Raw genomic sequence first — 25,230 nt, forward strand, 5'->3', positions numbered from 1 at the left:
TATTTCACCGCAATCCCATAGAGGATTAGCGTTCCAAACCGAAGCGGATATTGCTAGAGTGCGAGCTGGCTTCCCTAACCCGTACGCCTTTACTCATCTACCAATGAAGCTCGATACGAATAGGCGCCCGTAAGACGGGGCTATCCCACTAGTACCCCCCATTATTCTTTTTATTCTGATCCACCGTATTCTGCTGATTTAGCATTCTTTGGTTATTTGCCTTTTTCTGCTGGTCCATTTGATTCAGCTGTAATTGCTGTTGGCGTTGCTGACGATTCTGGTTATTGAGCATGCGTTGTTGATTGTTGTTTTGCCATTGCTGATCGGCATTCAATCGCATATTTTCATTGAGTTGATGTAGTTGCTGTGCTTGATTGTCACGCTGAATCTGTGTTTGGGTATTGCGTAACTGCTGCTGATTGAAGGTGTTGCTCTGATTTTGGAACCCCTGCTGTTGCTGCTGGATCATTTGCTGTTGTTGCTGCATAACCGCAGACTGAGCGTTGGCATCGGTGCTCAATAGTTGGAGCGCCATCGGGGAAAGCAATAGGGCTGGAAGTAAAAGACGTAGTCGGGTGTTCATAAGACCTCCTATAACGCTATAGCTTTAAGTCTAAGGCATTTCATCGTGCTTTGCGTGGCAGGAGAAGGCAAATATGAGTGATTTTATTCCCTAAATTTTCGTCATTGCTCGTTTTGTTCTTGCTTTTTTTGCGAAAAACCGCAATCTCTTGAAGGTCTTTCAGCTAAGCTGATAGGCTGTTTTGACAACGAATCCATGCGCTTAATGCGGTTTTTTGTTTATAACATGTTCGTTACAATGCGGGCAATTTGATGAAGAAAATGGATCGGTGTTATGGAACAGTTTGTCGCAATTTCAGTTGAGCAGGCACAGCAAAAGTTACAGCAGCCAGATGTAGTGTTAGTTGATATTCGCGATCCGCAGAGCTATGCCGCTGGGCATGCCGCAGGAGCGTTCCATCTGACCAATGCCACATTACAAAACTTTATGCAAAACAATGAATTTGATACGCCGGTGATGGTGATGTGCTATCACGGTAATAGTAGCCGAGGTGCGGCTCAGTATTTGCTGCATCAGGGATTTGAAGAGGTTTATAGCATCGACGGCGGGTTTGAAGCGTGGGTGCGCGCTTATCCCCAGCAGGTTGAGACTTCATCCCTGTAGCGCTCATAAGGCATTTATACCCGTCATACCTCAAGTTGCATGTGCATTGGCTATGTGTGTTCATCCCAGCCTCTAACTGAAGATTAGCCTTTTTGTCCTGCAACTTGAATGATTTAGGGTATATGCGGTGCTATTTTAATAAGCAGGTATTCATGGTTCGTATTATTTCCCTGTCTAATCCACGTCTGGCGCAGGCGTTTATTGACTACATGGCGACACAAGGCGTTCGTTTAGAACTGGAAGTTCACAATGATGAAGTTGTGCTTTGGCTCGCCGATGACTCCCGACAGGCACAGGTGGAACAAGAGCTGACTCGTTTCCTTCAGGAGCCTTTGCATCCACGTTATCAGGCGGCAAGTTGGCATTCTGGGTCAACCCATAGCGGTTTGAAATATTCCAATTTTAGCTATCTAAAGAGTTTTACTCGCCAGACGGGTCCACTCACCGTAGGCATCACGGCGATTTGCGTCGTCGTCTATTTGTTTATGGTAGTACTCGGTGACGCCGCGGTGATGAACTGGCTGGCGTGGCCAGCTGATTCTAGCCAATACTTTCAAGTTTGGCGCTGGGTGAGTCATGCTTTCTTGCATTTCTCTGCGGTGCATATCATCTTCAACCTGATGTGGTGGTGGTATCTTGGTGGGCAGGTTGAAAAACGCCTCGGTGCTGGGAAACTGCTGCAAATTGCGTTGGTATCGGCCTTTATGAGCGGATGGGCGCAGTCTCTGTTTAGTGGTTCCAATTTTGGTGGTCTATCTGGTGTGGTATATGCGCTAATGGGCTATGTATGGTGGTGTGGTGAGCGATCGCCTCAGATGGGCGTGAATATGCCGCGTGGCCTGATGGTGATTTCAGTACTGTGGCTGGTGGCTGGGCATTTCGACTGGTTCGGAATGTCGGTTGCAAACGGCGCGCATATTGCTGGTTTAGTGATTGGATTGTTGATGGCGTTTTGGGATACCCATCATCAGCGTAAAAATAACGCCTAACCGCCGGACATCCGGTAACTCAGGGGAATTGACGTGAAGCAAACACAGCGCCATGACGCGATAATCGATCTTGTTCGCCAGCAAGGGTATGTAAGCACAGAAGAATTGGTTGAACATTTTGCGGTAAGCCCACAGACGATTCGCCGCGACCTGAATGATCTGGCTGAACAAAACAAAATCCAGCGCCATCACGGTGGTGCTGCGCTGCCATCCAGTTCAGTAAATGCGGCCTATCACGATCGTAAAATCATGTGGTCGGATGAAAAAGCACGTATTGCTCAGCACGTTGCGAGCCTAATCCCAGATGGCGCTACGCTGTTTATTGATATCGGCACTACGCCAGAAGCCGTAGCTCATGCACTACTGAATCACCGCAACCTCCGAGTCGTGACCAATAACTTAAACGTAGCGACGTTGTTAATGGGCAAAGAGGATTTTCGTTTGATTTTGGCTGGTGGCGAAGTGCGTACTCGGGATGGTGGCATCATGGGGGAAGCAACGCTCGATTTTATCTCACAGTTTCGTTTGGACTACGGCATTCTTGGTATCAGCGGTATCGATATGGATGGTTCGCTGCTGGAGTTTGATTACCATGAGGTACGCACCAAGCGAGCGATTATAGAAAACTCACGCTGCGTCATTCTGGTTACGGATCACTCCAAATTTGGCCGTAACGCGATGGTTAACTTGGGCAATATGGACCTCATCGATTATCTTTTCACCGATGAACAGCCACCGGCAAGTATCCAGAAAATTATCGAACAGCACGAAGTACAGCTCGAAATCTGCTGATTTTCCCCTTCCCGCGCCTCGCGCCTAAACGCACAGAGCCTGTTTGTTCTGTGCGTTTTGCTTTGTTACAAATGCGTTGGTGATTCCAAAATATTCTGTCTGCTGTGCATCTGTCTCTGATTTCTCCGATCAAACTTCGCAAGTGAACGCTTTACTCCTTGAGCCATTTGGATGGCGAAATAAATTGCTATCGGGTGGTTTATTCATCGATAAAACTAACCTACTAGGTTATATTGCTAAGGAGAGCAGATGGAAAAGCGAACACCGCATTGCCGATTAGAAAAGATACGGAGTCTGATAGGGAAGGGGTTGATTAGAGCAACAGCATTGTCGTCTCGGAACGCAAGACAGCTAAATTTTAGTCGTGCTGATATGTATCGAATAGTGAGCGAATTGTCTACGCAGGACTTTCATAAAAGTATGACGACCTATGAGAACCACCGAGTTTGGCAAGATGTTTACCACTGCCATCTGGATAAAGTGTCTCTCTATGTGAAGTTAACGGTAATTGATGAAGTGTTGATCGTTTCTTTTAAGGAGCTGAATGATGATATGTCCTGAATGTGGCTCAGTGAATACGGTAAAGGAATACCGTGATATGCCTTATACCTACAAAGGTCAGACGATAATCGTTAAGGCTGTTGGCGCTGATTGGTGTCTCAACTGTGGGGAGGGTGTTGTTTTCACTGAGGAGTCAATTCGTATTGATAGCATCATGGGAGATTTTAACAAACAGGTAAATGCCTCTATCATTGAACCTGAGTTCGTTATCGCGATGCGAAAAAAGCTTAATCTGTCTCAAAGTGAGGCCGGTGAGATCTTTGGCGGTGGGGTCAACGCCTTCTCACGCTATGAGACAGGCAAGGCTCTTCCCCATGTTTCCACTATCAAACTGTTAAAGCTGTTAGATAAACATCCCGAACTGCTCGCTGAAATCCGCGATTAACCTAACTATTCCTTGTGCCTGAGCCGTTCTGCTTGGGCGCCCCCTCACCAAATAACCACACAATATGTAATTTTATTATCTCTTAACTGTTATCTTCATCACGCGAAAATGTTTTTGTTTGGTTAATTTGTGGCGCTAATGTTTGTTTGTGAGTATTATAATGCTCGTAAACGAACATTATTTGCTTGTTTTTCTATCATCAATGACAGAATTAGAACTGTTTCGAGCATCCGGAGGGGAAAGTGGAAACCAAAGACTTGATCGTTATCGGTGGTGGCATTAACGGTGCCGGTATCGCTGCGGATGCGGCAGGACGCGGGCTTTCCGTTCTGATGCTGGAAGCAAAAGACCTGGCCTGCGCAACATCATCGGCGAGTTCCAAATTAATCCATGGCGGTCTACGCTATCTGGAACACTACGAGTTTCGTTTGGTCAGCGAAGCGCTGGCAGAGCGTGAGGTTTTGCTGAAACTTGCACCTCATATTGCTTTCCCAATGCGTTTTCGCCTACCGCACCAGCCCCATTTGCGTCCCGCTTGGATGATTCGTACTGGTTTATTCCTGTACGACCATTTGGGCAAGCGTACTAGCTTACCGAGCAGTAAAGGGCTGCGTTTTGGCCCAGACTCAGTGTTGAAATCCAGCTTAACGCGCGGATTCGAATATTCAGACTGTTGGGTGGATGATGCGCGTTTAGTGTTGCTTAATGCGCAAGAAGTTGTGGTGCGTGGTGGTGAGGTTCGCACGCGAACTCAGGTTACTCGTGCCTATCGTGAAAACGGCCTGTGGGTGGTTGAGGCCAAAAATGCAGACACCGGAGAAACGTTGACGTGGCGTGCCAAAGGTCTGGTTAATGCGACTGGCCCATGGGTAAAACACTTCTTTGATGACGGTTTAGAACTGAAGTCTCCATATGGTATTCGTCTGATTAAAGGCAGCCATATTGTTGTGCCGCGTGTGCATAATCAGCCACAGGCTTACATTCTGCAAAACGAAGACCATCGTATTGTCTTTGTTATTCCTTGGATGGATGAGTTTTCAATCATTGGTACGACCGACGTGGAATATCATGGCGATCCGCATGATGTGAAAATCGATGATAACGAAGTGAATTATCTACTAAAAGTTTACAACGATCACTTTAAGAAACAGTTGGGCAAAGAAGACATCGTCTGGACATATTCTGGTGTTCGTCCGTTGTGTGATGATGAGTCTGATTCACCACAGGCGATCACTCGTGATTACACGTTAGATGTGCACGATCAGGATGGCAAAGCGCCATTGCTCTCCGTGTTTGGCGGTAAGTTAACAACTTATCGTAAGCTGGCTGAACATGCGCTTGAGAAGCTGTCTGGTTATTACGAAAACTGCGGCCCAGCATGGACTAAAAACGCGGTACTGCCGGGGGGCGACTTAGGTACCGATCGTGATAGCTATGCAGCGCAGTTACGTCGCCGTTTCACGTGGTTACCAGAGGCTCTGGCGCGCCGCTATGCACGTACCTACGGTACTCGCACTGAACAACTGTTGGGTACGGCACAATCGCTGGAGGATCTGGGCGAACATTTTGGCCACAACCTTTATGAGGCAGAATTGCGTTACCTTATCGCAGAAGAGTGGGTTGTCGAGCTTGATGATGCTATCTGGCGACGCACTAAGCTGGGTATGTGGTTAGATGAAGGTCAGAAACAACGTGTGGCTGAGTGGATAAGAGAACACCGTGTGAATTAGGATATCCTGTTGGTTATGATTATGAGTGCAGTGACCACCAAAGCGTGTCACTGCACTCATGTACCATTGGGGGGTGATGTTCTATTCTCCAGTAAAGTTGCAAATTTGAGCGACGGTATGGCTGACCATTTGCATGTGACGATATTTAACAGAAAAATAGCTCTGCGCAACACCGTTAGATTCACATGCCTCTCGACGGTTTTTGCCATGGACTAATACATCTTCGAGTGATTGTCTGATACTTGGGCTATGCATGACGCAAACCATCGATAGTAGGCGAAAAAGTCTGATATCAACCTGACCTGGGATGAGTTTTCCTAGCTTCGCATGTCTTTTATTAACATGCTTTTCCTCATGGTTATTTTCCATCACTATTCTCCATTTATTAAGGATACTTCATCGCCTAAGTTTATAATTTGGCGCAGTCTTACCTTATCCACCGCTTCTGGGTTATTATCATGTAACGAATTGATATTGAATTGATAACTTATTTACGTTACGAATTCGGTTTTGAAATAAAAAACCAAGCTTAAAGGTGATATTAAAACTATATTAATGGCTCTCTATTATTTAAAATGTGATTTATTCAATTAATGTAGTGTAAATATGCCACTTTAATATTTATCTGCTAAACGGCACTCAGTTATAAATTTGCAAAGGTAAAATTAATATTCACATCAAGTTCTTATATCTTTAAAATAGGTATATACATGTCGCAATGAATTTTATGGTTCTCATTGCATAATGAATGGATATTTAAGATGCTTGTATTATTAGCCCACTGTAAATCGTGCTCAGCAAGCGACTTTATAAATATCAGCTTTGAGAAAAGATAATAATCCTCCCAAGAGCCATGAAAACTAAACATGGCATATTGCCCCTTAGGGATAGTCATGGAGCATTCTTCTTCATTTTCAACAGTAATACCTACTGTTGCCTCAACACACACTAAATCATCTCTACTAGTTGTGATGCAACTAATATCATTAATCGAGGTGGTGACCCAAATACTGTCAGCATCATTGTTTAGATGCTCGTTAGCATAACCCCTAATATTATCAATAAAGCTACGATCGTCTATGTCGGTACGAGCTTTGTAATTTATTTTATTGCCAGCAATAAACCGAGGCTCATCCCAAAAAATTATCTCTGCTCGAAAATCAGGGAGTGCGTACAAAAAAGTGAACTGCAAAATATGAGTATTCCACGTTATGTCATTTCGGTAAGCCGTCGGACTTTTACCAAAAAAACGCTGGAATGCTCGAGAAAAACTCTGCCCACTATGATAATGAAGCCCTATAGCGATTTCTGTAATTGGCAACCGGCTAAACTTTAAAGTGACGGCTGCTCGAGTCATCTTGCGGCTAAAAATATATGCACCCAAAGAAATACCATAATTTTGTCGAAACTTAACTTCTAGCGTTCGACGACTCATGCCAATAACGTCAACCAATTGTGCTATCGATGCGCCAGTATAGATATTGCGCTCAACCCAATAAAGAATGTTACGGCAAGTTTTGCTGTCCATATATCCTCTCCGAAGCGACTGATGATGATTTTAGTCCTCCAGATGTTATATACGTTCCATTTTGCGCAAATTTTTATAATTTTTTTTAAATTTTCACTTCGCGATGTGCTATCCCGTACACCTTCTCACTCGGATGAGTATCACACTGTGAGCGTGAGATGAATGGAGAAGGGCTACGAAGGTGTTCTGATTGTGTGACCCACAGCAAGAGCACAACCCTCATAGCCCAGCTAATCCCCCTACAGCTTCACTGGCTTAATATTCCATATTTCATCGGCATATTCTTGAATCGTTCGGTCGGATGAGAAATACCCCATATTGGCAATATTCATCACTGTGCGGCGAGTCCATTCATCGCGATTCTTGTAGAGTTCATCAACCTTATCTTGCGTATCAATATAGCTTCGATAATCCGCTAATAGTTGATAGTGATCGCCGAAGTTTACCAATGAGTCAAACAGGCTTGCGTAGCGGCGTGAATCGTCAGGACTGAAAGCACCCGTAGCAATTTGAGTGAGTGCTTGATTTAGCTCAGGATCCTGTTCGTAGATTTGGCGCGGGTTGTAGCCATTATTCCGCAGAGCCTCAACCTGTTCTGTGGTGTTGCCAAATATAAAGATATTTTCTTCACCCACGTGATCCAACATCTCTACATTAGCACCATCCAGCGTACCAATCGTCAGTGCTCCGTTGAGCGCGAATTTCATATTGCTGGTGCCCGATGCTTCCGTGCCTGCCGTTGAAATTTGTTCGGAGAGATCCGCTGCAGGGATGATCATTTGTGCCAAACTTACGCCGTAGTTAGGGATAAATATAACTTTCAGCTTACCTTTGATACGCTCGTCATTATTGATAACTTTCGTCACGTCGTTAATCAAATGAATAATCTGTTTGGCGTTGTAGTATGCGGAGGCCGCTTTACCCGCAAAGATTTTCACTCGTGGTGTCCAGTCTTTTTCCGGCTCTTGTAAAATACGATTGTAGTGAGTGATGACGTGTAACACGTTGAGTAACTGGCGTTTATATTCGTGGATCCTTTTGATTTGGACATCAAAAAGAGCATTCGGGTCTAACACCACGTTCAGCTTTTGTGCAACGTAAAGGGCAAGCTGTTTTTTGTTATGCAGTTTGGCTTGCTGAATATCGCGAATGAACGTCGGATAATCAATGTGTGGCAGTAACTCATTGAGCTGACTTAAATCAGTGCGCCATCTTTGCCCAATATTTTCATCCAATACTTTAGATAATGGCTGATTGGCCAACGCTAGCCATCTACGCGGTGTCACACCGTTGGTTTTATTACAGAAGCGGTTTGGGAATAAGCGAGCAAAATCGGCAAACAGTGACTGTACCATGAGTTCTGAATGAAGCTCAGAAACGCCGTTCACCTTATGGCTAGCGATCACGGCTAACCATGCCATGCGTACTCGGCGGCCGTTCGTTTCGTCAATCACTGAAACACGAGAAAGCAGCGCATCGTCATCGGGGTATTGCTCTTTTACATCCTTTAAGAAGTGGTCGTTAATCTGGAAAATCAGCTGTAGGTGGCGCGGCAGGATCTTGCCTAGCATGTCGACAGGCCAAGTTTCTAACGCTTCGCTCATTAGCGTGTGGTTGGTATAGGAGAATACTTGTACGACGATGACCCAAGCTGCTTCCCACTCAAATTTATGGTCGTCAATCAGCAGGCGCATGAGTTCTGGGATAGAAAGCACCGGATGGGTATCGTTCAGGTGGATAGCGATCTTTTCAGCTAGGTTTTCTAGTGTGTGATGTGTTTGCCAATGACGATGGAGGATATCCTGCACCGTCGCGGATACGAGGAAATACTCTTGTCGTAGGCGCAGTTCTCGGCCTGAATAAGTCGAGTCATCAGGATAAAGTACCCGCGATACGTTTTCAGAGTGATTTTTATCTTCCACGGCGGCAAAGTAGTCGCCCTGATTAAATTTACCCAAATTGATTTCATTACTGGCGCGTGCAGACCAAAGGCGCAGGGTATTTGTCGCATCGGTATCAAAACCAGGAATGATTTGATCGAAGGCAAGGGCTAAAACTTCTTCCGTTTCGAGCCAGCGAGTGCGGTTGCCTTCTTGCTGAATTCGTCCTCCGAAGCGAACACGGTAGCGAGTATTATGGCGCACGAACTCCCATGCATTTCCATACTCTAGCCAGTTATCGGGAGATTCTGCCTGTTGCCCGTTAACGATATTTTGTTTGAACATACCGTATTCATAGCGAATGCCGTAGCCGCGAGCTGGGAGGGCGAGTGTGGCCATTGAGTCGAGAAAACAGGCCGCTAAACGGCCTAGACCGCCGTTGCCGAGCCCAGGGTCGATCTCCTCATCGATCAGTTCCTCGAGGTCCAGCCCCATTTCATCCAGAGCTTGTTTAATTTCGTCGTATACGCCGATCGCCATCAATGCGTTAGACAACGTGCGGCCTAGCAAAAACTCCATTGAAAGATAGTAAACCTGACGAACATCCTGTGAGAATTGAGCTCGGGTTGAACGCAGCCAACGCTCGACGATTCTATCGCGTACTGCAAATAACGTGGCGTTTAGCCAGTCATGCTGAGTAGCAATTGACGGGTCTTTACCGACGACAAACATGAGCTTGTAAGCAATCGAATGTTTGAGCGCTTCGACGCTGACAACGGGCGAAGTATAGCTAAACGGTGAAGTCATAATCAGTACACCCCGGTAATGAAAAACATGGGTTACAGCATGGATGGTGATCGAATGTGATTAGTCCATCGATGCCGACAAATTCTGTCTCAGACTAAAGTCGGTTATAGAGGTCAAGGTAGCTTACGGCGGCTTTCTCCCAACTGAAGTTCTGCGCCATCGCCTGCCGTTGTACATATCGCCATAATGTCGGGCGAGTCCAAAGGACAAAGGCGCGGCGCAGCGCGTTCGATAGGTCTTTAGCATCGCATTCATTAAAGACAAAACCACTGGCGCTGCCTTCGGAGAGGTTTTCCAGTGAGCAATCATTAACCGTATCGGCTAAACCTCCAGTATGGCGCACCAGCGGCAGCGTGCCGTATTTCAGCCCGTAAAGTTGGGTGAGCCCGCAAGGTTCAAAGCGACTTGGCACTAAAATGACGTCTGCTCCAGCGATAATTCGGTGTGAGAATGCTTCGTGGTAGCCGATTTGCACGCCAACTTGACCAGGATAAGCTGCCGCTGCCGCGAGAAAAGCCTCTTGCAAAGGTGCATCACCGGCACCCAGCAATGCCAGCTGCCCCCCTCCTTTCAACAATGTGGGCAATGCTTCGAGCACTAAATCCAAACCTTTCTGACTGGTTAAGCGGCTTACAACGGCAAAAATAGGTTTCTCTGGATCGACATCCAGCCCCATTGCGGTTTGCAGATGTTGCTTATTCACGGCCTTGTCTTTGAGGTTCTCACGCTGATAGGGATTGGCGATAAGCTCGTCCGTGGCAGGGTTCCAGATAGCGTCGTCGACGCCGTTGAGAATTCCGCTCAGCCTGCCTTCTCGTAGAAGCTGTTGCAGTAACCCTTCCATTCCGTAGGCAAATTCGGGGCGAGTGATCTCTTTGGCGTAAGTCGGGCTGACCGTGGTGACATGATCGGCATAGAACAGACCTGCTTTGAGGAACGAGATTTGTCCATAAAATTCAAGCCCATAAATCTGAAAGAAATCCTGTGGCAGATATAATTCAGCCATATGATGGGCAGAAAAGAGTCCTTGATAGGCGAGGTTATGCACGGTAAAGACCGAACGGGCTGGGCGACCTCGGGCAGCGAGATAAGCACAGGCAAGACCCGCATGCCAATCGTGGGCATGTACCACCTGCGGACGCCAGTAATGATCACAGCCGCTAGCCAGTTCGGCAGCAACCCATCCTAATAATCCGAAACGGCGATGGTTGTCCGAGTAGGCATACATCGCCTGATCGTGATAAGGGCTGCCGGGACGATCATACAGGTGCGGTGCATCAATCAAATAAATACCAACGCCTTGAAAATGGCCAAAGCGTAACGTTATGCGCCCAGCAAAGGTATCCAGCGTCGCGACTTCGTGAGTCTCAGGGATTCCCTCTTTTAGAGCAGGAAATCCGGGAAGCAGAACGCGCACATTTGCTCCCTGAGCAATTTGCGCCGCAGGCATTGCACCGACAACGTCGGCTAATCCACCTGTTTTCAGCAGGGGAAATAATTCAGAACAGACGTGCAATACGTACATCGGTACTCCTCAATCGAAACGAGTGATAGATCGGCCCTATGCTTCGTCACAAACGAGCCAACATTTCGCGCGTAACTAGCACTATGCCGCCTTCAGAGCGGTAGAAGCGTTTGCTGTCTTCTTCAACGTTTTCTCCAATGACCATGCCTTCCGGCAGTACGCAGGCTCGGTCAATGATGCATCGACGCAGGCGGCATGAGCGGCCGATATTGACGTCGGGTAACAAAATGGAAGAATCAATTGTGCAAAACGAGTTCACACGCACGCGGGGGAATAACACAGAGTGCACGACAACTGAGCCAGAAATGATGCAGCCACCAGACACTAACGAGTTCATGGTCATGCCATGGCTACCGGAGCGATCCTGAACAAATTTAGCCGGAGGCAGCGATTCCATGTAGGTACGAATTGGCCAACGCTTATCGTACATGTCGAGCTCGGGTGTGACAGAGGCGAGGTCAAGATTGGCACGCCAATAGGCATCCAGCGTGCCCACATCACGCCAATAAGGTTGAACGGTATCGTCGTCAGTGCTAGTGACACAGGAGAGTGTGAACGGATGCGCCCACGCTTTGCCTTGAGCCGTGATTTTGGGGATCAGGTCTTTACCGAAATCGTGGAAGGAGTCTGCAAGGCTCATATCTTCTTCTAGCAACTGATAAAGATATTCGGCGTTGAAAACATAAATCCCCATGCTGGCTAAAGACATATCTTCGCTGCCGGGCATGGCGGGTGGATTTTGCGGTTTTTCTAAAAATTGTAGGATCTTGTTATCGTCGCCGACCTCCATCACGCCAAACTCACTCGCTTCATGCCGAGGAACCGGAATACAGGCCACGGTGCATTCTGCTCCACTTTCCACGTGGTCAATCAGCATGCGCGAGTAGTCCATTTTGTAGATATGGTCACCAGCCAGAATCACGACAAATTCGGCATGATAGCGGCGAATAATATCTAAATTCTGATATACCGCATCAGCAGTACCTTTGTACCAATGTTCGGACGCATCACGTTGTTGGGCAGGAAGGAGATCGACAAACTCATTCATCGATTCATTGAGAAATGACCAACCGCGCTGGATATGTTGCACCAACGTGTGTGAGTGGTACTGAGTGATGACGCCGATACGACGAATGCCGGAATTGATACAGTTTGATAGTGCGAAATCTACAATGCGAAACTTACCGCCAAAGTGAACCGCGGGTTTAGCGCGCGTCTTGGTGAGATCTTTCAAGCGGGAGCCGCGGCCACCTGCCAGAATCAGGGCAACAGACTTCTGAGGTAATTGACGCGCCAACATCAATTGGTTCTGATTTTCTGACTTAACCATTTCCTGACTCCTTGTTTTTATGCGCGCAGTCCGCTTATTTTCATCTTGGACTGGGCGATGTAGGGCTATGAACGTGTCAGTACACAAACGCTATGCGCGGGCATGATCGCCTGTGCTGAATTGCTGCCTGCTGTGAGCATTTTGAACGGCGCAGACACCTGCCAATGACCTGCAGGCAGGCCGATCTCCACGTCGTGCTGCGCAGGATTGACGATCATGAGCCAGTCTCCAGACAGCTGAACTTGTAGTAGTGTTGGCGACTGGGACTGCCATTCTTCGGTTGTTAGCGGCTTTGCATTGGCATTCAGCCAACGGACACTACCGTCGTTTTCATCCCACCAACGATTTGCACACAGGGCAGGAATACGTTTTCGTAGCTGGATAAGTGAAGCGGTGTATTCAGTTAAAGCGACGTCCGCGCAAGACCAATCCAGCCAGGCAATTTCATTGTCTTGGCAATAGGCGTTGTTATTGCCCTGCTGGCTATGACCCATTTCATCACCGGCGAGCAGCATTGGCGCGCCTTGTGACAGAAGTAGCGTGGCGAGCAGAGCCCGCTGGCTGCGGTTTCTATGGCGCTGAATATCCTCATTTGCGTCTAATCCTTCAACACCGTGGTTATTGCTGTAATTGCTGTTGGTGCCGTCACGATTTTCTTCTCCGTTAGCCAGATTATGCTTGTCGTTAAAGCTGACTAAATCGTGCAGGGTGAAACCATCGTGAGCGGTGATTTGGTTGATGCTGGAGGAAGGCGCCCGACCATGGTGTCGAAATAGCTGGCTGGAAGCCGCGAAGCGTTCAGCAAAGACGCCGGCGCTGATATTACCCCATAGCCAGAATTGGCGGATTTCGTCGCGGTAGCGATCGTTCCATTCGGAGAACGTGAGTGGAAAATGGCCTAACTGGTAGCCATTGGGGCCGATATCCCACGGTTCGGCGATAAACTTTACTCGCGCGAGCACAGGATCTTGAGCGATGGTGATAAACAGAGGTGCATGGCGATGAAAATCGGCGTTACGGCCTAGTATAGTACCGAGGTCAAAGCGGAAACCATCGACGTGGCACTCCTCAACCCAATAGCGTAGGCAATCCATCACCCATTGCACGCTGTGAGGCTGAGTTAAACGCAGCGCATTGCCGCACCCCGTCCAGTTTTCCAAGGCTCCGTGTGAGTTACGCCAGTAATAGCTGCGATTGTCGATGCCGCGTAGCGACACCATCGGGCCCGTTTCATCTAGCTCGGCGGTGTGGTTAAACACGATGTCGAGGATCACCTCTATGCCAGCGGCATGTAACGCTTTTACCGCATCGCGAAATTCGCTAAGCGGCGTTGTTTTGGCACTGCCAGAATGAAAACTGGGCTCAATGGCAAAAGGGGCAAGGACGTTGTAGCCCCAATAGTTAGTCAGACCGATTTTTTGCAGGCGTGGTTCATCTGCATGTAGCTGTACCGGTAGCAATTCGAGTGCGGTGATACCTAATCGTTTGAAGTATTCAATCATCACCGGATGAGACAGCGCGGCATAGCTGCCTCGTAACTCTTCGGGAATATCTGGATGCTGCTGAGTGAGCCCACGGACATGAGCTTCGTAGATGATAGTATCGCCCCACAGCACATTTGGCGGTCGATCGTTTCCCCAGTCGTAAGATTCTTCACTCACGATGCAATGGGGAACCACGTCACGGTTGTCGCGCCAGTCTGGTTCGTTTAGCCCCCCGCTGAGACGTTCATCGAGCGGAAGCGTGCCGGTTAAAACTCGAGCGTAGGGGTCGATCAGCAATTTGGCTGGATTAAACCGTTGGCCTTTCTCTGGCCGCCAATCACCATGTACGCGGTATCCATATTCCAATCCCGCTTTAGCCCCCGTTAAAAGCCCATGCCAAACGTCACCGCTGCGGGCGGGGAGTTCATAAGATTCCTGATGCCCGCTTTTATCAAAAATGCACAGCTCAACTCGCGTCGCATGTGACGAAAAAAGGGCGAAATTGATGCCTTCTGGCGTGATGTGGGCACCCAACGGGCCCGGTTTACCGGGTTTCAGCATCAATCAGCTCCTCTTGCAATGGAGGGGTTAGCTGTAGATAAAGCGTTGCTAGTGGTGGAACAGTGAGCTCAATGGAGTGCTCGCAGCCATGACTGCCGACTGGCTGGCTATCGATCCCCCCCTGATTCCCACTATTGCTGCCGTGGTAATAGAAAGAGTCGGTGTTCAGGATTTCGCTATAGTGACCTGCATACTCGACGCCGATGCGGTAATAGCTACGTGGAACTGGCGTAAAGTTGCTCACAACCAGAACCTCGTTGCCGACTTCATCGCGGCGTACAAAGGCGAAAACGGAGTTTTCGTGGTCATCGACCACGCGCCAGCTAAAGCCGCGCGAATCACAATCCCAGCGATGCAGCGCCGGATAGTCGCGATAGCAATGGTTTAAATCGCGCACCAAACGCTGTACGCCGCTGTGCCAGTTGTCTTCGCCCTCTAGCAAATGCCAGTCGAGGCTGGTCTCGAAATTCCATTCGCGCCCCTGTGCAAATTCGCAGCCCATAAACAGCAGCTTTTTGCCTGGATGAGCCCACATAAAGCCGTAGTAGGCACGCAGATTGGCAAATTTTTGCCATGCATCACCGGGCATTTTGTCGATCATGGAACGCTTGCCGTGCACCACCTCATCGTGCGATAGCGCCAGCACAAAATTTTCGCTCCATGCGTACAGCAGGCCGAATGTCATTAAATTATGATGGTATTTGCGATGCACTGGATCGAGCTTCATATAATCCAGCGTGTCGTGCATCCATCCCATATTCCACTTGTAATGAAAACCTAGCCCATTGGCGTCTGGTGGCAAAGTTACGCCTGGAAAATCCGTCGATTCCTCTGCCATCGTGACTGCGCCGGGACGCTGCTCACCGATGGTTTTATTGGTATAGCGTAGAAAATCGATGGCTTCCAGATTGTGGTTTCCGCCAAAACAGTTGGGGATCCATTCGCCCTCTTTGCGGCTGTAATCGCGGTGGATCATTGAGGCGACGGCATCCACACGTAGGCCATCAATGCCGTAACGTTCCATCCAATACAGCGCATTACCAGCCAAAAAGTTACGTACTTCGTAGCGTGAATAGTTATAAATCAGCGTGTTCCAATCTTGATGATAGCCTTCGCGCGGATCTGAATATTCATATAGGTCAGTACCATCGAATTCTGCTAATCCCCAGATATCACTAGGGAAATGTCCTGGAACCCAATCAAGCAGTACGTTGATGCCAGCTTCGTGCGCCTTATCCATGAAGTAACGAAAATCTTCCGGCGTGCCGAAACGGCGCGTTGGAGCATACATCCCTAGTGGTTGGTAGCCCCAAGAGCCATCGAAGGGATGCTCGTTGATCGGTAGCAGTTCAAGGTGGGTGAATCCCATCTCTTTGACATAAGGCACCAGTTGTTCCGCCATTTCGCGGTAGCTGAGCCAGAAATTGTTGTCACTATGGCGTCGCCATGAGCCTAAATGCACCTCATAGATAGAGATTGGGGCATTAAGTTGGTTAGCTGCACTACGTTTCTCATCCGTGGGGACTTTGGGTGGCAACTGAGTGATCAAGGACGCAGTATCCGGTCGCATTTGGGCTTCAAAAGCATAGGGATCGGCTTTTAAAACCGTTTTGCCGTTGGCATCAATAAGTTCGAATTTATACAGCTGACCCGCATGGACACCGGGAATAAAAAGTTCCCAAATTCCGCTCTCTTGGCGTATCCGCATTGGGTGACGGCGGCCATCCCAAAAGTTAAATTCGCCTACAACGGAAACCCTGTGTGCGTTTGGCGCCCAAACGGCAAAGCTTACGCCGCTGATGTCCGCCAGATGGGTGGGATGTGCACCTAAACGCTCATAGGGGCGTAGGTGTTTACCTTCGGTGAGTAGCCAATTATCTATTTCACCGAGTAACGGCCCAAAGCGGTAGGGATCTTCGATGATCTGCTGGTGATCGTTCCATTCGACACGGAGTAGATAATCAAAAGGTGCTTTGCGTCTCGGTAGGAGGCCGCTGAAAAAGCCGCGTTCGTCAATTCGCTCAAGCTCAGCGACTTTGCGCATCGTTTTACGATCGAGTACCTGTACAGATGTTGCATCTGGCAATAAAGCCCTCACCACGAGGCCTTTGGATGTGTTGTGCATGCCCAAAATAGAAAAAGGGTCAGCACACTGGCCTGAGAGCAGTTGATGCATCATTTGACTGCTGGGAAGTACGGACATGGCATTCTTCCTTTAATTCACAGCATGAGTCTATTTTTCAATTATTCGTTTTCGAATAGTTGCTAATAACATCATGCTCGCCATTTAGAATGTTTTTTGTGGAGCGTTGCTCAATAATTTCTCAACAAAAAAACAAAGGCACAAATCGCTACAGCGCGAACGTTTGCAGGCTTTCTTATTCTTTGGTTAGTTTTAAAATTAACCATTTTTAAGCATAGTCAGCTTTTATAGATGTATGTGCTAAACAGCAGTTATTTTTCTGGGGAAAGAAATAAGCGTGGTGTGAGACCGTAGAAAATATGCCTACGGTCTCTTAACGTGAAGACAATGATTATTCCGCTGAAACCTTACGGCGGCGTTTATCTAAATCGCGAATCAAAAGGTTAACGTTAGGATCGTTAAACATCTCTTCAAGGGTATGTGTCAGCTTACGACGCCAGTTTGGATATTGATCGCTGGTGCCGGGAATGTTGACCGGTTTTTCCATATCCAGCCAGTCTTCAGGCTGTAAGCCGAGTAGGGCACTGGCGCTATCGGCGACATAGCGTTGCAAACCTCGATTAAGCGTCGGGCTCATTGCTAAGTGATTGGCGCGGTGACCTACTTTTTTCGGTACACATCCGTATTGATGTAAACCGTTTAGCAATCCTTGCTTAGCCACTTCGCGATCGGCATGTAACTGTCTGAGGACGTCTAAATCGGGATAAAGGCCGAGCTCTCTGCCTAGATGTAAATCATCGGCTTGCCAGTAGCCGCGCAGCGTCGGTAGATCGTGGGTAGTAATAGTCGCCATGGCCTGCACGGTATAGGATTGCGGGGCACGGAAGCTATTGTCCTGATCGTGCTCAAAATACAACACTTTGTAGGAGTACACTCCACAATCGCGTAATTTAGCGATAATTTCAACCGGTACGGTACCCAGATCCTCGCCGATAACCATACAGTGATTGCGCTGACTTTCTAATGCCAAAATTGCCAGCAAATCATCGACTGGATAGCGTACATAGGCACCTTTATCGGCAGTTTCACCGTAGGGTATCCACCATAAACGCAGCATTGACATGACATGGTCGATACGTAGGGCACCGCAGCAGGTCATATTAGCGCGCAACATATCGATGAACGGTTGATAGGCTCGAGCGGCCATAACGTGAGGGTCCATCGGTGGCAGCCCCCAGTTTTGCCCTAACGGGCCGAGAATATCCGGCGGTGCGCCAACGGAAGCTTTCAAGCAGTAGAGCCCATTTTCGCCCCATGTTTCGGCGCCGCCTTCGGCTACGCCTACCGCTAAATCGCGATATAAGCCAATCGGCATTTTTTGCTGCTGGCAAACTTCAAAACATTCAGAGAGCTGACAATATGCCAGCCACTGTAGCCAGAGGTAAAAATCGACTTTATCCGCATGTTGGTGGCAAAACTCGGCCACGCCGCTGCTGTCTGCGTTGCGTAAATTATCAGGCCAAACTGGCCACCCCCACATAGTCGGGTCCTGAGCGCTGAGATGCGCATGCAGGGCATCGAAGGCGGCCTGTTGGTACAGGCTTTCTCCACCCTGTTGCACAAAGTGCTGGAAAGCTTTCAGACGCTTGCTACTGCTTTTTTGTTTAGTAAATTCAGGATATGCCCGTTGGAGTGCATTGAGCTTGAGCGTGATAACGCTGGTGTAATCGACCCATTCGCTAGCTCTGGCTTCGCTGAGGCGCAACTGAGTTTCTGCATTATTCCACCATGCTTGGGCTTCAGCGCTATGCTTGAACTCTTCAACCTGATTCACGTCGATATAGGCCACGTTGAGCCAACGACGAGAAGATGGACTGTAGGGGCTGGCGCTTTCCGGATTAGCAGGATAGAGAGAATGAATAGGGTTTAGGCCGACAAAAGCGCCCCCGCGTTTAGCGACGTTCAGCACCATCTGCTTAAGGTCGCCGAAATCACCGATTCCCCAGTTGTTGTCCGAGCGTAAGGTGTAAAGCTGTACGCAGGCTCCCCAGAGTTTACGGCCGGTGAGCAGCGCATCGGGTTCAAAGCAGCGCGTAGGCGTGACAATAATTTGGCACGTCCACGCTTGTTGTTCATCACGCAACGTTAGCTGATGGTAGCCCAACGGTAAATCACGCGGCAGGGTCAGGTTTTTACGCCGCTGTACTTTGCCGTTGTGTACGCCCGTTCGCGCCTGCTTATCTGCTGGTTCAGATTCTAAAGTCAGCGTCCACGTGTATTCCCCAACGGTCTGGAGATTGAGATGGCAAGGGCGCCCCTGAGTAAACACCACCACCGGTGGAACCGGTGAGCCGACCTGCGTCGGCGTGAATGGATGCATCGCTTCCAGCAGACGCTGTTTGGTTTCAGTGCTAATCGCTTGCTGTTGTCCATGGGCATTGATATAGCTGGCGGCGATACCTGCTTGCGCCGCCAAACTTTCCAGCAGCTTGCGTTCGTCTTGCTGATGCTGCGTAATTTGTTCCATTGGCGGTGTTGTTTTCTCTTTCATGGAACAGCTCCTTAACGCTTGGCCTGCCAGATTCGCTGTTGATAATCGCGGATAGAACGGTCAGAGCTGAACATACCCACGCGAGCGGTGTTGAGGATGGTTGCTCGAGTCCATTTATCTTGATCGCGATACAGCACGTCCACTTCTTGCTGGGCACGACAGTAGTCGGCGAAGTCGGCTAATACGAGATACGGATCGCCGCCGTCTAACAGGCTATGCAGCATTGGGTCGAAGGCGTGCTTATCGCCATTGCTGTAATGCCCTTTGGCGAGCTCATCCAGAATGAGCTTCAGTTGTTTGTCTTTACGATAAATTGCTTTTGGCTGATAGCCTTTGGCTAAGGTCGCCTTTACCTGTTCTACGGTTTGTCCGAAGATAAAGATGTTCTCTTCACCCACTTCCTGTGCAATTTCAACGTTAGCGCCATCCAGCGTCCCAACGGTTAACGCGCCGTTGAGCGCGAGCTTCATATTGCCAGTGCCAGAGGCTTCTTTACCCGCAGTGGAGATCTGTTCTGAGATATCGGCCGCAGGTATCATCAATTCCGCCACAGAGACACGGTAATCAGGGATGAATGCTACCTGCAAACGACCTTTCATTAACGGATCGTTATTGATCTTTTCGGCAACCTTGTTGATCGCATAGATAATATTTTTTGCGAGGTAGTAACCCGGAGCGGCTTTTGCTCCGAACAGGAATACGCGCGGTACACGGTTTGCCTGTGGGTTGTCGCGTAGCTCATGATAGAGAGCCAGAATATGCAGCAGGTTTAGATGCTGGCGCTTATATTCATGCAGTCGTTTAATCTGCACGTCGAAGATTGCATCAACGTTCAGCTCTAACCCCATCACGTTTTTTACATACTTCGCCAGTGCGATTTTATTCTCACGCTTGATGCTCTGATATTTCTGGCGGAAGTTCGCATCGTCGGCATAAGGCTCTAGCGTTTTCAACGCGTCTAAATTATTGGCCCACTCGGTTTTCAGCGTGCTGTCGATCAGTCCTGCGAGTGCTGGATTACACTGCTTCAGCCAGCGGCGTGGCGTGATACCGTTGGTCACGTTGTGGAATTTATTCGGCCACAGTTGGTAGTATTCAGGGAACAGGTCTTTTACGACCAAATCAGAATGCAGTTGGGCAACGCCATTGACGGCAAAACCGCCGACGACGCACAGGTTTGCCATGCGCACCTGCTTGTTGTGATGAACGGCCAGTTTGCTCCACACGGCCTCATCGCCTGGCCACTGTTTCTGCACCTGCTTTTTGAAGCGGGCGTTAATTTGTTTGATGATGTCGAAGTGGCGCGGCAACAGGCTACGCACCAAACGTTCGTCCCAACACTCTAGTGCTTCTGGCATCAGGGTATGGTTGGTGTAGGCGAAGGTGTTGCTGGTGATTGCCCATGCGTCATCCCACGACATTTGATGCTCATCCAACAGCACGCGCAGTAGTTCTGGGATCGCGATGGTTGGATGGGTATCGTTAAGCTGGATAACCTCATACTTAGGTAAATCGGCCAGTTTACGTCCCGCTAAATGGTGTTTGCGCAGGATATCGGCTACAGAGCAAGCGCAGTGGAAGTACTGTTGCATGAGTCGTAGGCGTTTACCCGCTTGATGGTTATCGTTTGGATAGAGAACCTTAGTGAGTTTGGCTGCTTCAATACCATCGCTTTCCGCTTTTAAGAACTGACCATCGTTGAATTTGGTTAAATCAAATGGATGCGCGTGGGTGGCTTGCCACAGACGCAGTGGTTGGCTTACACCATTGTGATAACCCAGAATGGGCAGATCCCACGCTTCTCCGCGAAGTGTTAATGCTGGCTGCCATAAAACGTTACCCTCCTTTTGCTTAATCAGCTTACCGCCAAAATTCACGTCTACGTTTAATGCGCTGTTATGACGGAACCACGGGTAGCTTTCGCGCTCCCAGTTGTCTGGCGCTTCCATCTGATGACCGTCGCTGAAGGATTGGCGGAACAGACCATACTGATAGCATAGGCCATAGCCAGTAGCTGGCTGTTCTACGGTCGCCATGGAGTCAAGGAAGCAGGCTGCTAAGCGACCTAATCCGCCGTTGCCCAAGGCGGGGTCGGTTTCTTGTTCCAATAAATCGCTGAGCAAAACATCATGCTTGGCGAGCGCTTTTTCTACCGCGTCATACCAGCCCAGATTGATCAGATTGTTGGCAGTGAGGCGCCCAATGAGAAACTCCATGGATAGATAGTTCACGTGGCGGAGATCGCTTTTGGCCAGTGCCTTTGGTTGAGGTAACGCCGATAGCTGCTCAGCAATAGCTGCACTTACCGCCTGCCACCATTGATGCTCCGTCATCTGGCTGGATGCGGTTAGTCCAAAGTGTTGCCATTGACGGGTAAGTGCCGCCAGGAATACGTCCTTATCAAATGGGATGTGCGACATATCAGTCTCTCTCAAGCATAAAGTTCAGGAATTGACGATATCCTGCCGACCCACCGGTTTTATAACATCCTCCCGAAGAGGGATGAGGCGGGGAGGAGGGGCGGGGCGTAGTCAAAACTGTGATCCATACCTACTCTCTGTCGTACAGCAGATGGAAAAATCTAGTTTCGATAACTTGAATGTAACGCCAAAAACTCAGTTCTTGTATAAGAAACCAACAACTAAATTGTTAAGAATAGATATGAAATGTGAGGAAGCCGAAAATATTTGCTTTGGAGTCAGTAAAGAGACCTCCGTAACCTAAACCGAGGATCAATGAAACGGTGTTGATTCAATTTTTAGGCAAAGAGGTAAGAAGTTATGAGAAATGTGATCGACTGCAATTTCCTGCTACCAAGTCATCGTGGTCTGTTGCATTAAATGGCGTGATATCCCAAGTTAAACATGACTAATTAATTACGAAGCGCGAAATAAATAAAGCCATATTTTTAGTGAATATTGCTGTGGTTTGCTTTGGGCTTTCTTTGTGGGGTTTTACCATGCTAATTCCGTCGAAATTAAGCCGTCCGGTACGGCTACAAAATACGGTGGTACGCGAACGGCTATTAACCAAACTAGCGTCAGCCGGTAATTACCGGCTGGTATTAGTGAATGGGCCAGCGGGCTATGGTAAAACGACGCTGCTGGCGCAATGGGCAGAGGAAAATACCAATTTAGGTTGGTTCTCTCTTGATGAAAGCGATAATCAGCCAGAGCGTTTTGCAAGTTACCTGATTGCCGCTTTGCAGCAGGCAACCGGTGGACACTGCCACAAAAGCGAAGCGATGAGCCAAAAGCATCAGTACGCCACGCTTTCTGCATTATTTGCGCAGCTCTTTATCGAGCTTTCTGATTGGCATTCTCCGCTGTGTTTAGTCATCGATGATTATCATTTGATTACTAATGCACAAATCCATGAAGCGATGCGCTTTTTCCTGCGCCACCAGCCGGACAATCTCACGGTGATGCTGCTTTCACGTACTCTGCCGCCGCTGGGCATTGCTAACCTCCGCGTACGTGAACAGTTGTTGGAAGTGGGTACCAAACAGCTCGCCTTTAACCATCAAGAAGCCTCTCAGTTTTTCAATCATCGTTTGAAATCTCCGCTGCCTGATATTGAAAGTCATCAACTGTGTGATGAAGTTGAAGGCTGGCCGACGGCGCTTCAGCTGATTGCACTCTCTGTGCGCCAGTCTACGACTACGGCACAAGAGTCTGCGCGCCGTCTTGCCAAGATTAATGCCAGCCATCTCTCTGACTATTTGGTTGATGAGGTTCTCGATCGGGTTGATGCCAGTACCCGTAACTTTTTGTTGCGCTGCTCAGTGCTGCGCTCGATGAATGATGCTTTGCTGGTGCGGCTAACTGGCGAAGATAACGGTCAGCAACAGTTGGAAGAGCTGGAGCGACAAGGCTTATTTATTCATCGCATGGATGCTGATGGGGAGTGGTTCTGTTTTCATCCCTTGTTTGCCAACTTCTTGCGGCAGCGTTGCCAATGGGAATTGGCCGCTGATTTACCCGACCTGCATCGTCGTGCTGCTCAAGGCTGGCTGGACCAAGGATTTCCCGCCGAGGCCATTCATCATGCCTTAGCGGCCGGAGATGTCGACATGTTGCGCGATGTTTTATTGCAGCATGCATGGGAGCTGTTCCATCAAAGTGAACTCTCGTTGCTGGAAGAGTGCTTGAATGCCCTTCCTTATGAAAAACTGATCCAGAATCCGCGTTTGGCGTTGCTACAGGCGTGGCTGGCGCAGAGCCAACATCGCTACAGCGAAGTGAATACTTTGCTGGAACGTGCCGAACATGAAATGAATGTGCAGAATATTGTCATTGATGCCGCTATGTTGGCCGAGTTTGATGCGTTGCGCGCGCAGGTGGCAATCAATGATGGACTTCCTGACGAGGCAGAAAAGCTTGCCGTTGAGGCTCTGAAACATTTACCGATCAGCAGCTATTATAGCCGCATTGTCACCAGCTCCGTGATTGGCGAAGTGCACCACTGCAAAGGGGATTTATCCCGCGCGTTGCCAATGATGCAGCAAACCGAGCAGGTGGCTCGCCGTCATCAGGCTTACCACTACGCGCTGTGGGCGATGCTGCAACAGAGCGAAATCCTGATTGCACAGGGCTTCCTACAGGCCGCCTATGAGACACAGGAAAAAGCTTTCGAGCTCATCAATGAGCAGCACTTAGAACAACTGCCAATGCATGAGTTTTTGCTGAGGATTCGCTCGCAGGTTCTATGGTCGTGGATGCGTTTAGATGAAGCTGAAGAGGCCGCGCGTAAAGGCTTAGCCGTCCTTGCTAACTATGAACCTCAGCAACAGTTACAGTGTTTGGCGATGCTGGCGAAGTGCTCATTAGCGCGCGGCGATCTGGATAACGCCAATCAGTATTTGCGCCGCTGTGAGAACCTGCTGCAATCTGGGCATTATCATCGTGATTGGCAAACTAACGCCGATAAGCCTCGGGTGATAGCTTGGCAAATGACGGGTGATCGCGCGGCTGCTTCACAGTGGTTGATGCAGGCCGAGAAACCTTCTCGTGCTGATAACCACTTCTTGCAAGGGCAATGGCGTAATATTGCTCGAGTACAGATTTTATTAGGGCGCTATGAGGAAGCCGAAGTGGTGTTGGACGAGCTAAATGAAGAGGCTCGTCGGCTGCGTTTGGTTAGCGATCTCAACCGTAATCTATTGTTATGCAATTTGCTGTATTGGAATACCGATCGCAAAAGCGAGGCACTACGTGTACTGATTGAAGCGCTGAATTTAGCCAACCGCACGGGTTTTGTGAGCCACTTTGTGATTGAAGGAGAGGTAATGGCTCAGCAGTTGCGCCAGCTATTGCAGCTCAACACGTTACCAGAGCTAGATCAGCATCGTGCACAGCGTATTTTGCGTGACATTAACCAACATCATCGCCATAAATTCGCTCATTTCGACGAAAGCTTTGTCGAGCGATTGTTAAACCATCCGCAAGTGCCGGAACTGATCCGCACTAGCCCGCTAACCCAACGCGAGTGGCAGGTACTTGGACTTATCTACTCCGGCTACAGTAATGAGCAAATTGCCAGTGAACTGGACGTCGCGGCAACCACTATCAAAACTCACATCCGCAACCTGTACCAAAAACTCGGTGTAGCACATCGCCAAGAAGCGGTGCAGCAGGCGCAGAATATTATGAAGATGATGGGGTATGGGGTGTAAGTGTATTTGCCCAAGTAAGGCGGATCCCCAATGTTATAAACGTGAAGGATTTCGTACGCCTAATGCTCTGAAATCTACATGCACATCGTGCAGGCGTCCGAGTT

At 48.7% G+C, this 25,230-nt stretch carries 17 protein-coding genes; 7 read left to right on the plus strand and 10 right to left on the minus strand.

Going from position 1 to position 25,230, the window contains the following annotated elements; all coding sequences use genetic code 11:
- Positions 1-148 precede the first annotated feature (148 nt).
- On the minus strand, positions 149-583 hold the full coding sequence (locus M988_RS00285; RefSeq protein WP_039186093.1) for a hypothetical protein: 435 nt from the start codon (positions 581-583) through the stop codon (positions 149-151).
- 273 nt (positions 584-856) lie between these two features.
- Here M988_RS00285 and glpE point away from each other — a divergent pair, with 273 nt between their 5' ends.
- The 6 genes from glpE (at position 857) to glpD (ending at position 5,643) form a co-directional block, all read left to right on the plus strand.
- Entirely contained in the window at positions 857-1,186 is a 330-nt protein-coding gene (glpE, locus tag M988_RS00290) for a thiosulfate sulfurtransferase GlpE (protein WP_008815654.1), read from the plus strand.
- A gap of 152 nt (positions 1,187-1,338) precedes the next feature.
- Positions 1,339-2,175: a rhomboid family intramembrane serine protease GlpG gene (gene glpG / locus M988_RS00295; protein WP_039186087.1), complete on the plus strand. Its 837-nt coding sequence runs from the start codon at positions 1,339-1,341 to the stop codon at positions 2,173-2,175.
- A gap of 33 nt (positions 2,176-2,208) precedes the next feature.
- Positions 2,209-2,967, plus strand: a complete 759-nt coding sequence (locus tag M988_RS00300; protein WP_004096965.1) for a DeoR/GlpR family transcriptional regulator — start codon at positions 2,209-2,211, stop codon at positions 2,965-2,967.
- Positions 2,968-3,216: 249 nt separating this feature from the next.
- Entirely contained in the window at positions 3,217-3,528 is a 312-nt protein-coding gene (locus M988_RS00305) for a type II toxin-antitoxin system MqsR family toxin (protein ID WP_004096963.1), read from the plus strand.
- Positions 3,512-3,913 (plus strand): type II TA system antitoxin MqsA family protein, encoded by a 402-nt coding sequence (locus M988_RS00310; RefSeq protein WP_114445449.1) that lies wholly within the window; start codon positions 3,512-3,514, stop codon positions 3,911-3,913. The genes M988_RS00305 and M988_RS00310 overlap by 17 nt, the downstream gene beginning before the upstream one ends.
- A 242-nt stretch (positions 3,914-4,155) precedes the next feature.
- The gene (gene glpD, locus M988_RS00315) at positions 4,156-5,643 is read left to right on the plus strand and encodes a glycerol-3-phosphate dehydrogenase (RefSeq protein ID WP_004096959.1); all 1,488 of its coding nucleotides are present in this window, start codon (positions 4,156-4,158) and stop codon (positions 5,641-5,643) included.
- An 81-nt stretch (positions 5,644-5,724) separates the two neighbouring features.
- On the opposite strand, the gene M988_RS22195 is transcribed toward glpD, so the two are convergent.
- The 9 genes from M988_RS22195 to malP all read right to left on the minus strand — a co-directional run bounded on the left by M988_RS22195 (position 5,725) and on the right by malP (position 21,872).
- On the minus strand, positions 5,725-6,012 hold the full coding sequence (locus M988_RS22195) for a PapB/FocB family fimbrial expression transcriptional regulator (RefSeq protein ID WP_008815650.1): 288 nt from the start codon (positions 6,010-6,012) through the stop codon (positions 5,725-5,727).
- A 316-nt stretch (positions 6,013-6,328) separates the two neighbouring features.
- On the minus strand, positions 6,329-7,171 hold the full coding sequence (locus M988_RS00325; RefSeq protein ID WP_064572447.1) for a helix-turn-helix domain-containing protein: 843 nt from the start codon (positions 7,169-7,171) through the stop codon (positions 6,329-6,331).
- A gap of 239 nt (positions 7,172-7,410) precedes the next feature.
- On the minus strand, positions 7,411-9,858 hold the full coding sequence (gene glgP / locus M988_RS00330; protein WP_064572448.1) for a glycogen phosphorylase: 2,448 nt from the start codon (positions 9,856-9,858) through the stop codon (positions 7,411-7,413).
- Between the two features lie 94 nt (positions 9,859-9,952).
- Positions 9,953-11,383 (minus strand): glycogen synthase GlgA, encoded by a 1,431-nt coding sequence (gene glgA / locus M988_RS00335; protein ID WP_008815647.1) that lies wholly within the window; start codon positions 11,381-11,383, stop codon positions 9,953-9,955.
- 46 nt (positions 11,384-11,429) lie between these two features.
- A complete protein-coding gene (gene glgC, locus M988_RS00340; RefSeq protein WP_064572449.1) occupies positions 11,430-12,713 on the minus strand; it encodes a glucose-1-phosphate adenylyltransferase in 1,284 nt (427 codons plus the stop codon).
- 65 nt (positions 12,714-12,778) lie between these two features.
- Entirely contained in the window at positions 12,779-14,758 is a 1,980-nt protein-coding gene (gene glgX, locus M988_RS00345) for a glycogen debranching protein GlgX (RefSeq protein WP_064572450.1), read from the minus strand.
- Complete coding sequence (glgB, locus tag M988_RS00350; RefSeq protein ID WP_064572451.1) at positions 14,742-16,961, minus strand: 1,4-alpha-glucan branching protein GlgB; 2,220 nt, start codon at positions 16,959-16,961, stop codon at positions 14,742-14,744. Before glgB ends, glgX begins: the two co-directional genes overlap by 17 nt.
- 331 nt (positions 16,962-17,292) lie before the next feature.
- Entirely contained in the window at positions 17,293-19,428 is a 2,136-nt protein-coding gene (gene malQ / locus M988_RS00355) for a 4-alpha-glucanotransferase (protein ID WP_211271663.1), read from the minus strand.
- Positions 19,429-19,463: 35 nt separating this feature from the next.
- A complete protein-coding gene (gene malP, locus M988_RS00360; RefSeq protein WP_064572453.1) occupies positions 19,464-21,872 on the minus strand; it encodes a maltodextrin phosphorylase in 2,409 nt (802 codons plus the stop codon).
- Positions 21,873-22,411: 539 nt separating this feature from the next.
- Between malP and malT the strand changes: the two genes are divergently transcribed.
- Positions 22,412-25,126: an HTH-type transcriptional regulator MalT gene (gene malT / locus M988_RS00365; protein WP_064572454.1), complete on the plus strand. Its 2,715-nt coding sequence runs from the start codon at positions 22,412-22,414 to the stop codon at positions 25,124-25,126.
- Positions 25,127-25,230: the final 104 nt, after the last annotated feature.

This window comes from Hafnia paralvei ATCC 29927, assembly GCF_001655005.1.
Taxonomy (GTDB): Bacteria; Pseudomonadota; Gammaproteobacteria; order Enterobacterales; family Enterobacteriaceae; genus Hafnia; species Hafnia paralvei.

What these genes read in the sequence shown, in the direction of transcription:
- M988_RS00285 (WP_039186093.1), bottom strand. Translation starts at nt 583, where the DNA reads ATGAACACCCGACTACGTCTTTTACTTCCAGCCCTATTGCTTTCCCCG.
- glpE (WP_008815654.1), top strand. Translation starts at nt 857, where the DNA reads ATGGAACAGTTTGTCGCAATTTCAGTTGAGCAGGCACAGCAAAAGTTA.
- glpG (WP_039186087.1), top strand. Translation starts at nt 1,339, where the DNA reads ATGGTTCGTATTATTTCCCTGTCTAATCCACGTCTGGCGCAGGCGTTT.
- M988_RS00305 (WP_004096963.1), top strand. Translation starts at nt 3,217, where the DNA reads ATGGAAAAGCGAACACCGCATTGCCGATTAGAAAAGATACGGAGTCTG.
- M988_RS00310 (WP_114445449.1), top strand. Translation starts at nt 3,512, where the DNA reads ATGATGATATGTCCTGAATGTGGCTCAGTGAATACGGTAAAGGAATAC.
- M988_RS22195 (WP_008815650.1), bottom strand. Translation starts at nt 6,012, where the DNA reads ATGGAAAATAACCATGAGGAAAAGCATGTTAATAAAAGACATGCGAAG.
- M988_RS00325 (WP_064572447.1), bottom strand. Translation starts at nt 7,171, where the DNA reads ATGGACAGCAAAACTTGCCGTAACATTCTTTATTGGGTTGAGCGCAAT.
- glgP (WP_064572448.1), bottom strand. Translation starts at nt 9,858, where the DNA reads ATGACTTCACCGTTTAGCTATACTTCGCCCGTTGTCAGCGTCGAAGCG.
- glgA (WP_008815647.1), bottom strand. Translation starts at nt 11,383, where the DNA reads ATGTACGTATTGCACGTCTGTTCTGAATTATTTCCCCTGCTGAAAACA.
- glgC (WP_064572449.1), bottom strand. Translation starts at nt 12,713, where the DNA reads ATGGTTAAGTCAGAAAATCAGAACCAATTGATGTTGGCGCGTCAATTA.
- glgX (WP_064572450.1), bottom strand. Translation starts at nt 14,758, where the DNA reads ATGCTGAAACCCGGTAAACCGGGCCCGTTGGGTGCCCACATCACGCCA.
- glgB (WP_064572451.1), bottom strand. Translation starts at nt 16,961, where the DNA reads ATGTCCGTACTTCCCAGCAGTCAAATGATGCATCAACTGCTCTCAGGC.
- malQ (WP_211271663.1), bottom strand. Translation starts at nt 19,428, where the DNA reads ATGGAACAAATTACGCAGCATCAGCAAGACGAACGCAAGCTGCTGGAA.
- malP (WP_064572453.1), bottom strand. Translation starts at nt 21,872, where the DNA reads ATGTCGCACATCCCATTTGATAAGGACGTATTCCTGGCGGCACTTACC.
- malT (WP_064572454.1), top strand. Translation starts at nt 22,412, where the DNA reads ATGCTAATTCCGTCGAAATTAAGCCGTCCGGTACGGCTACAAAATACG.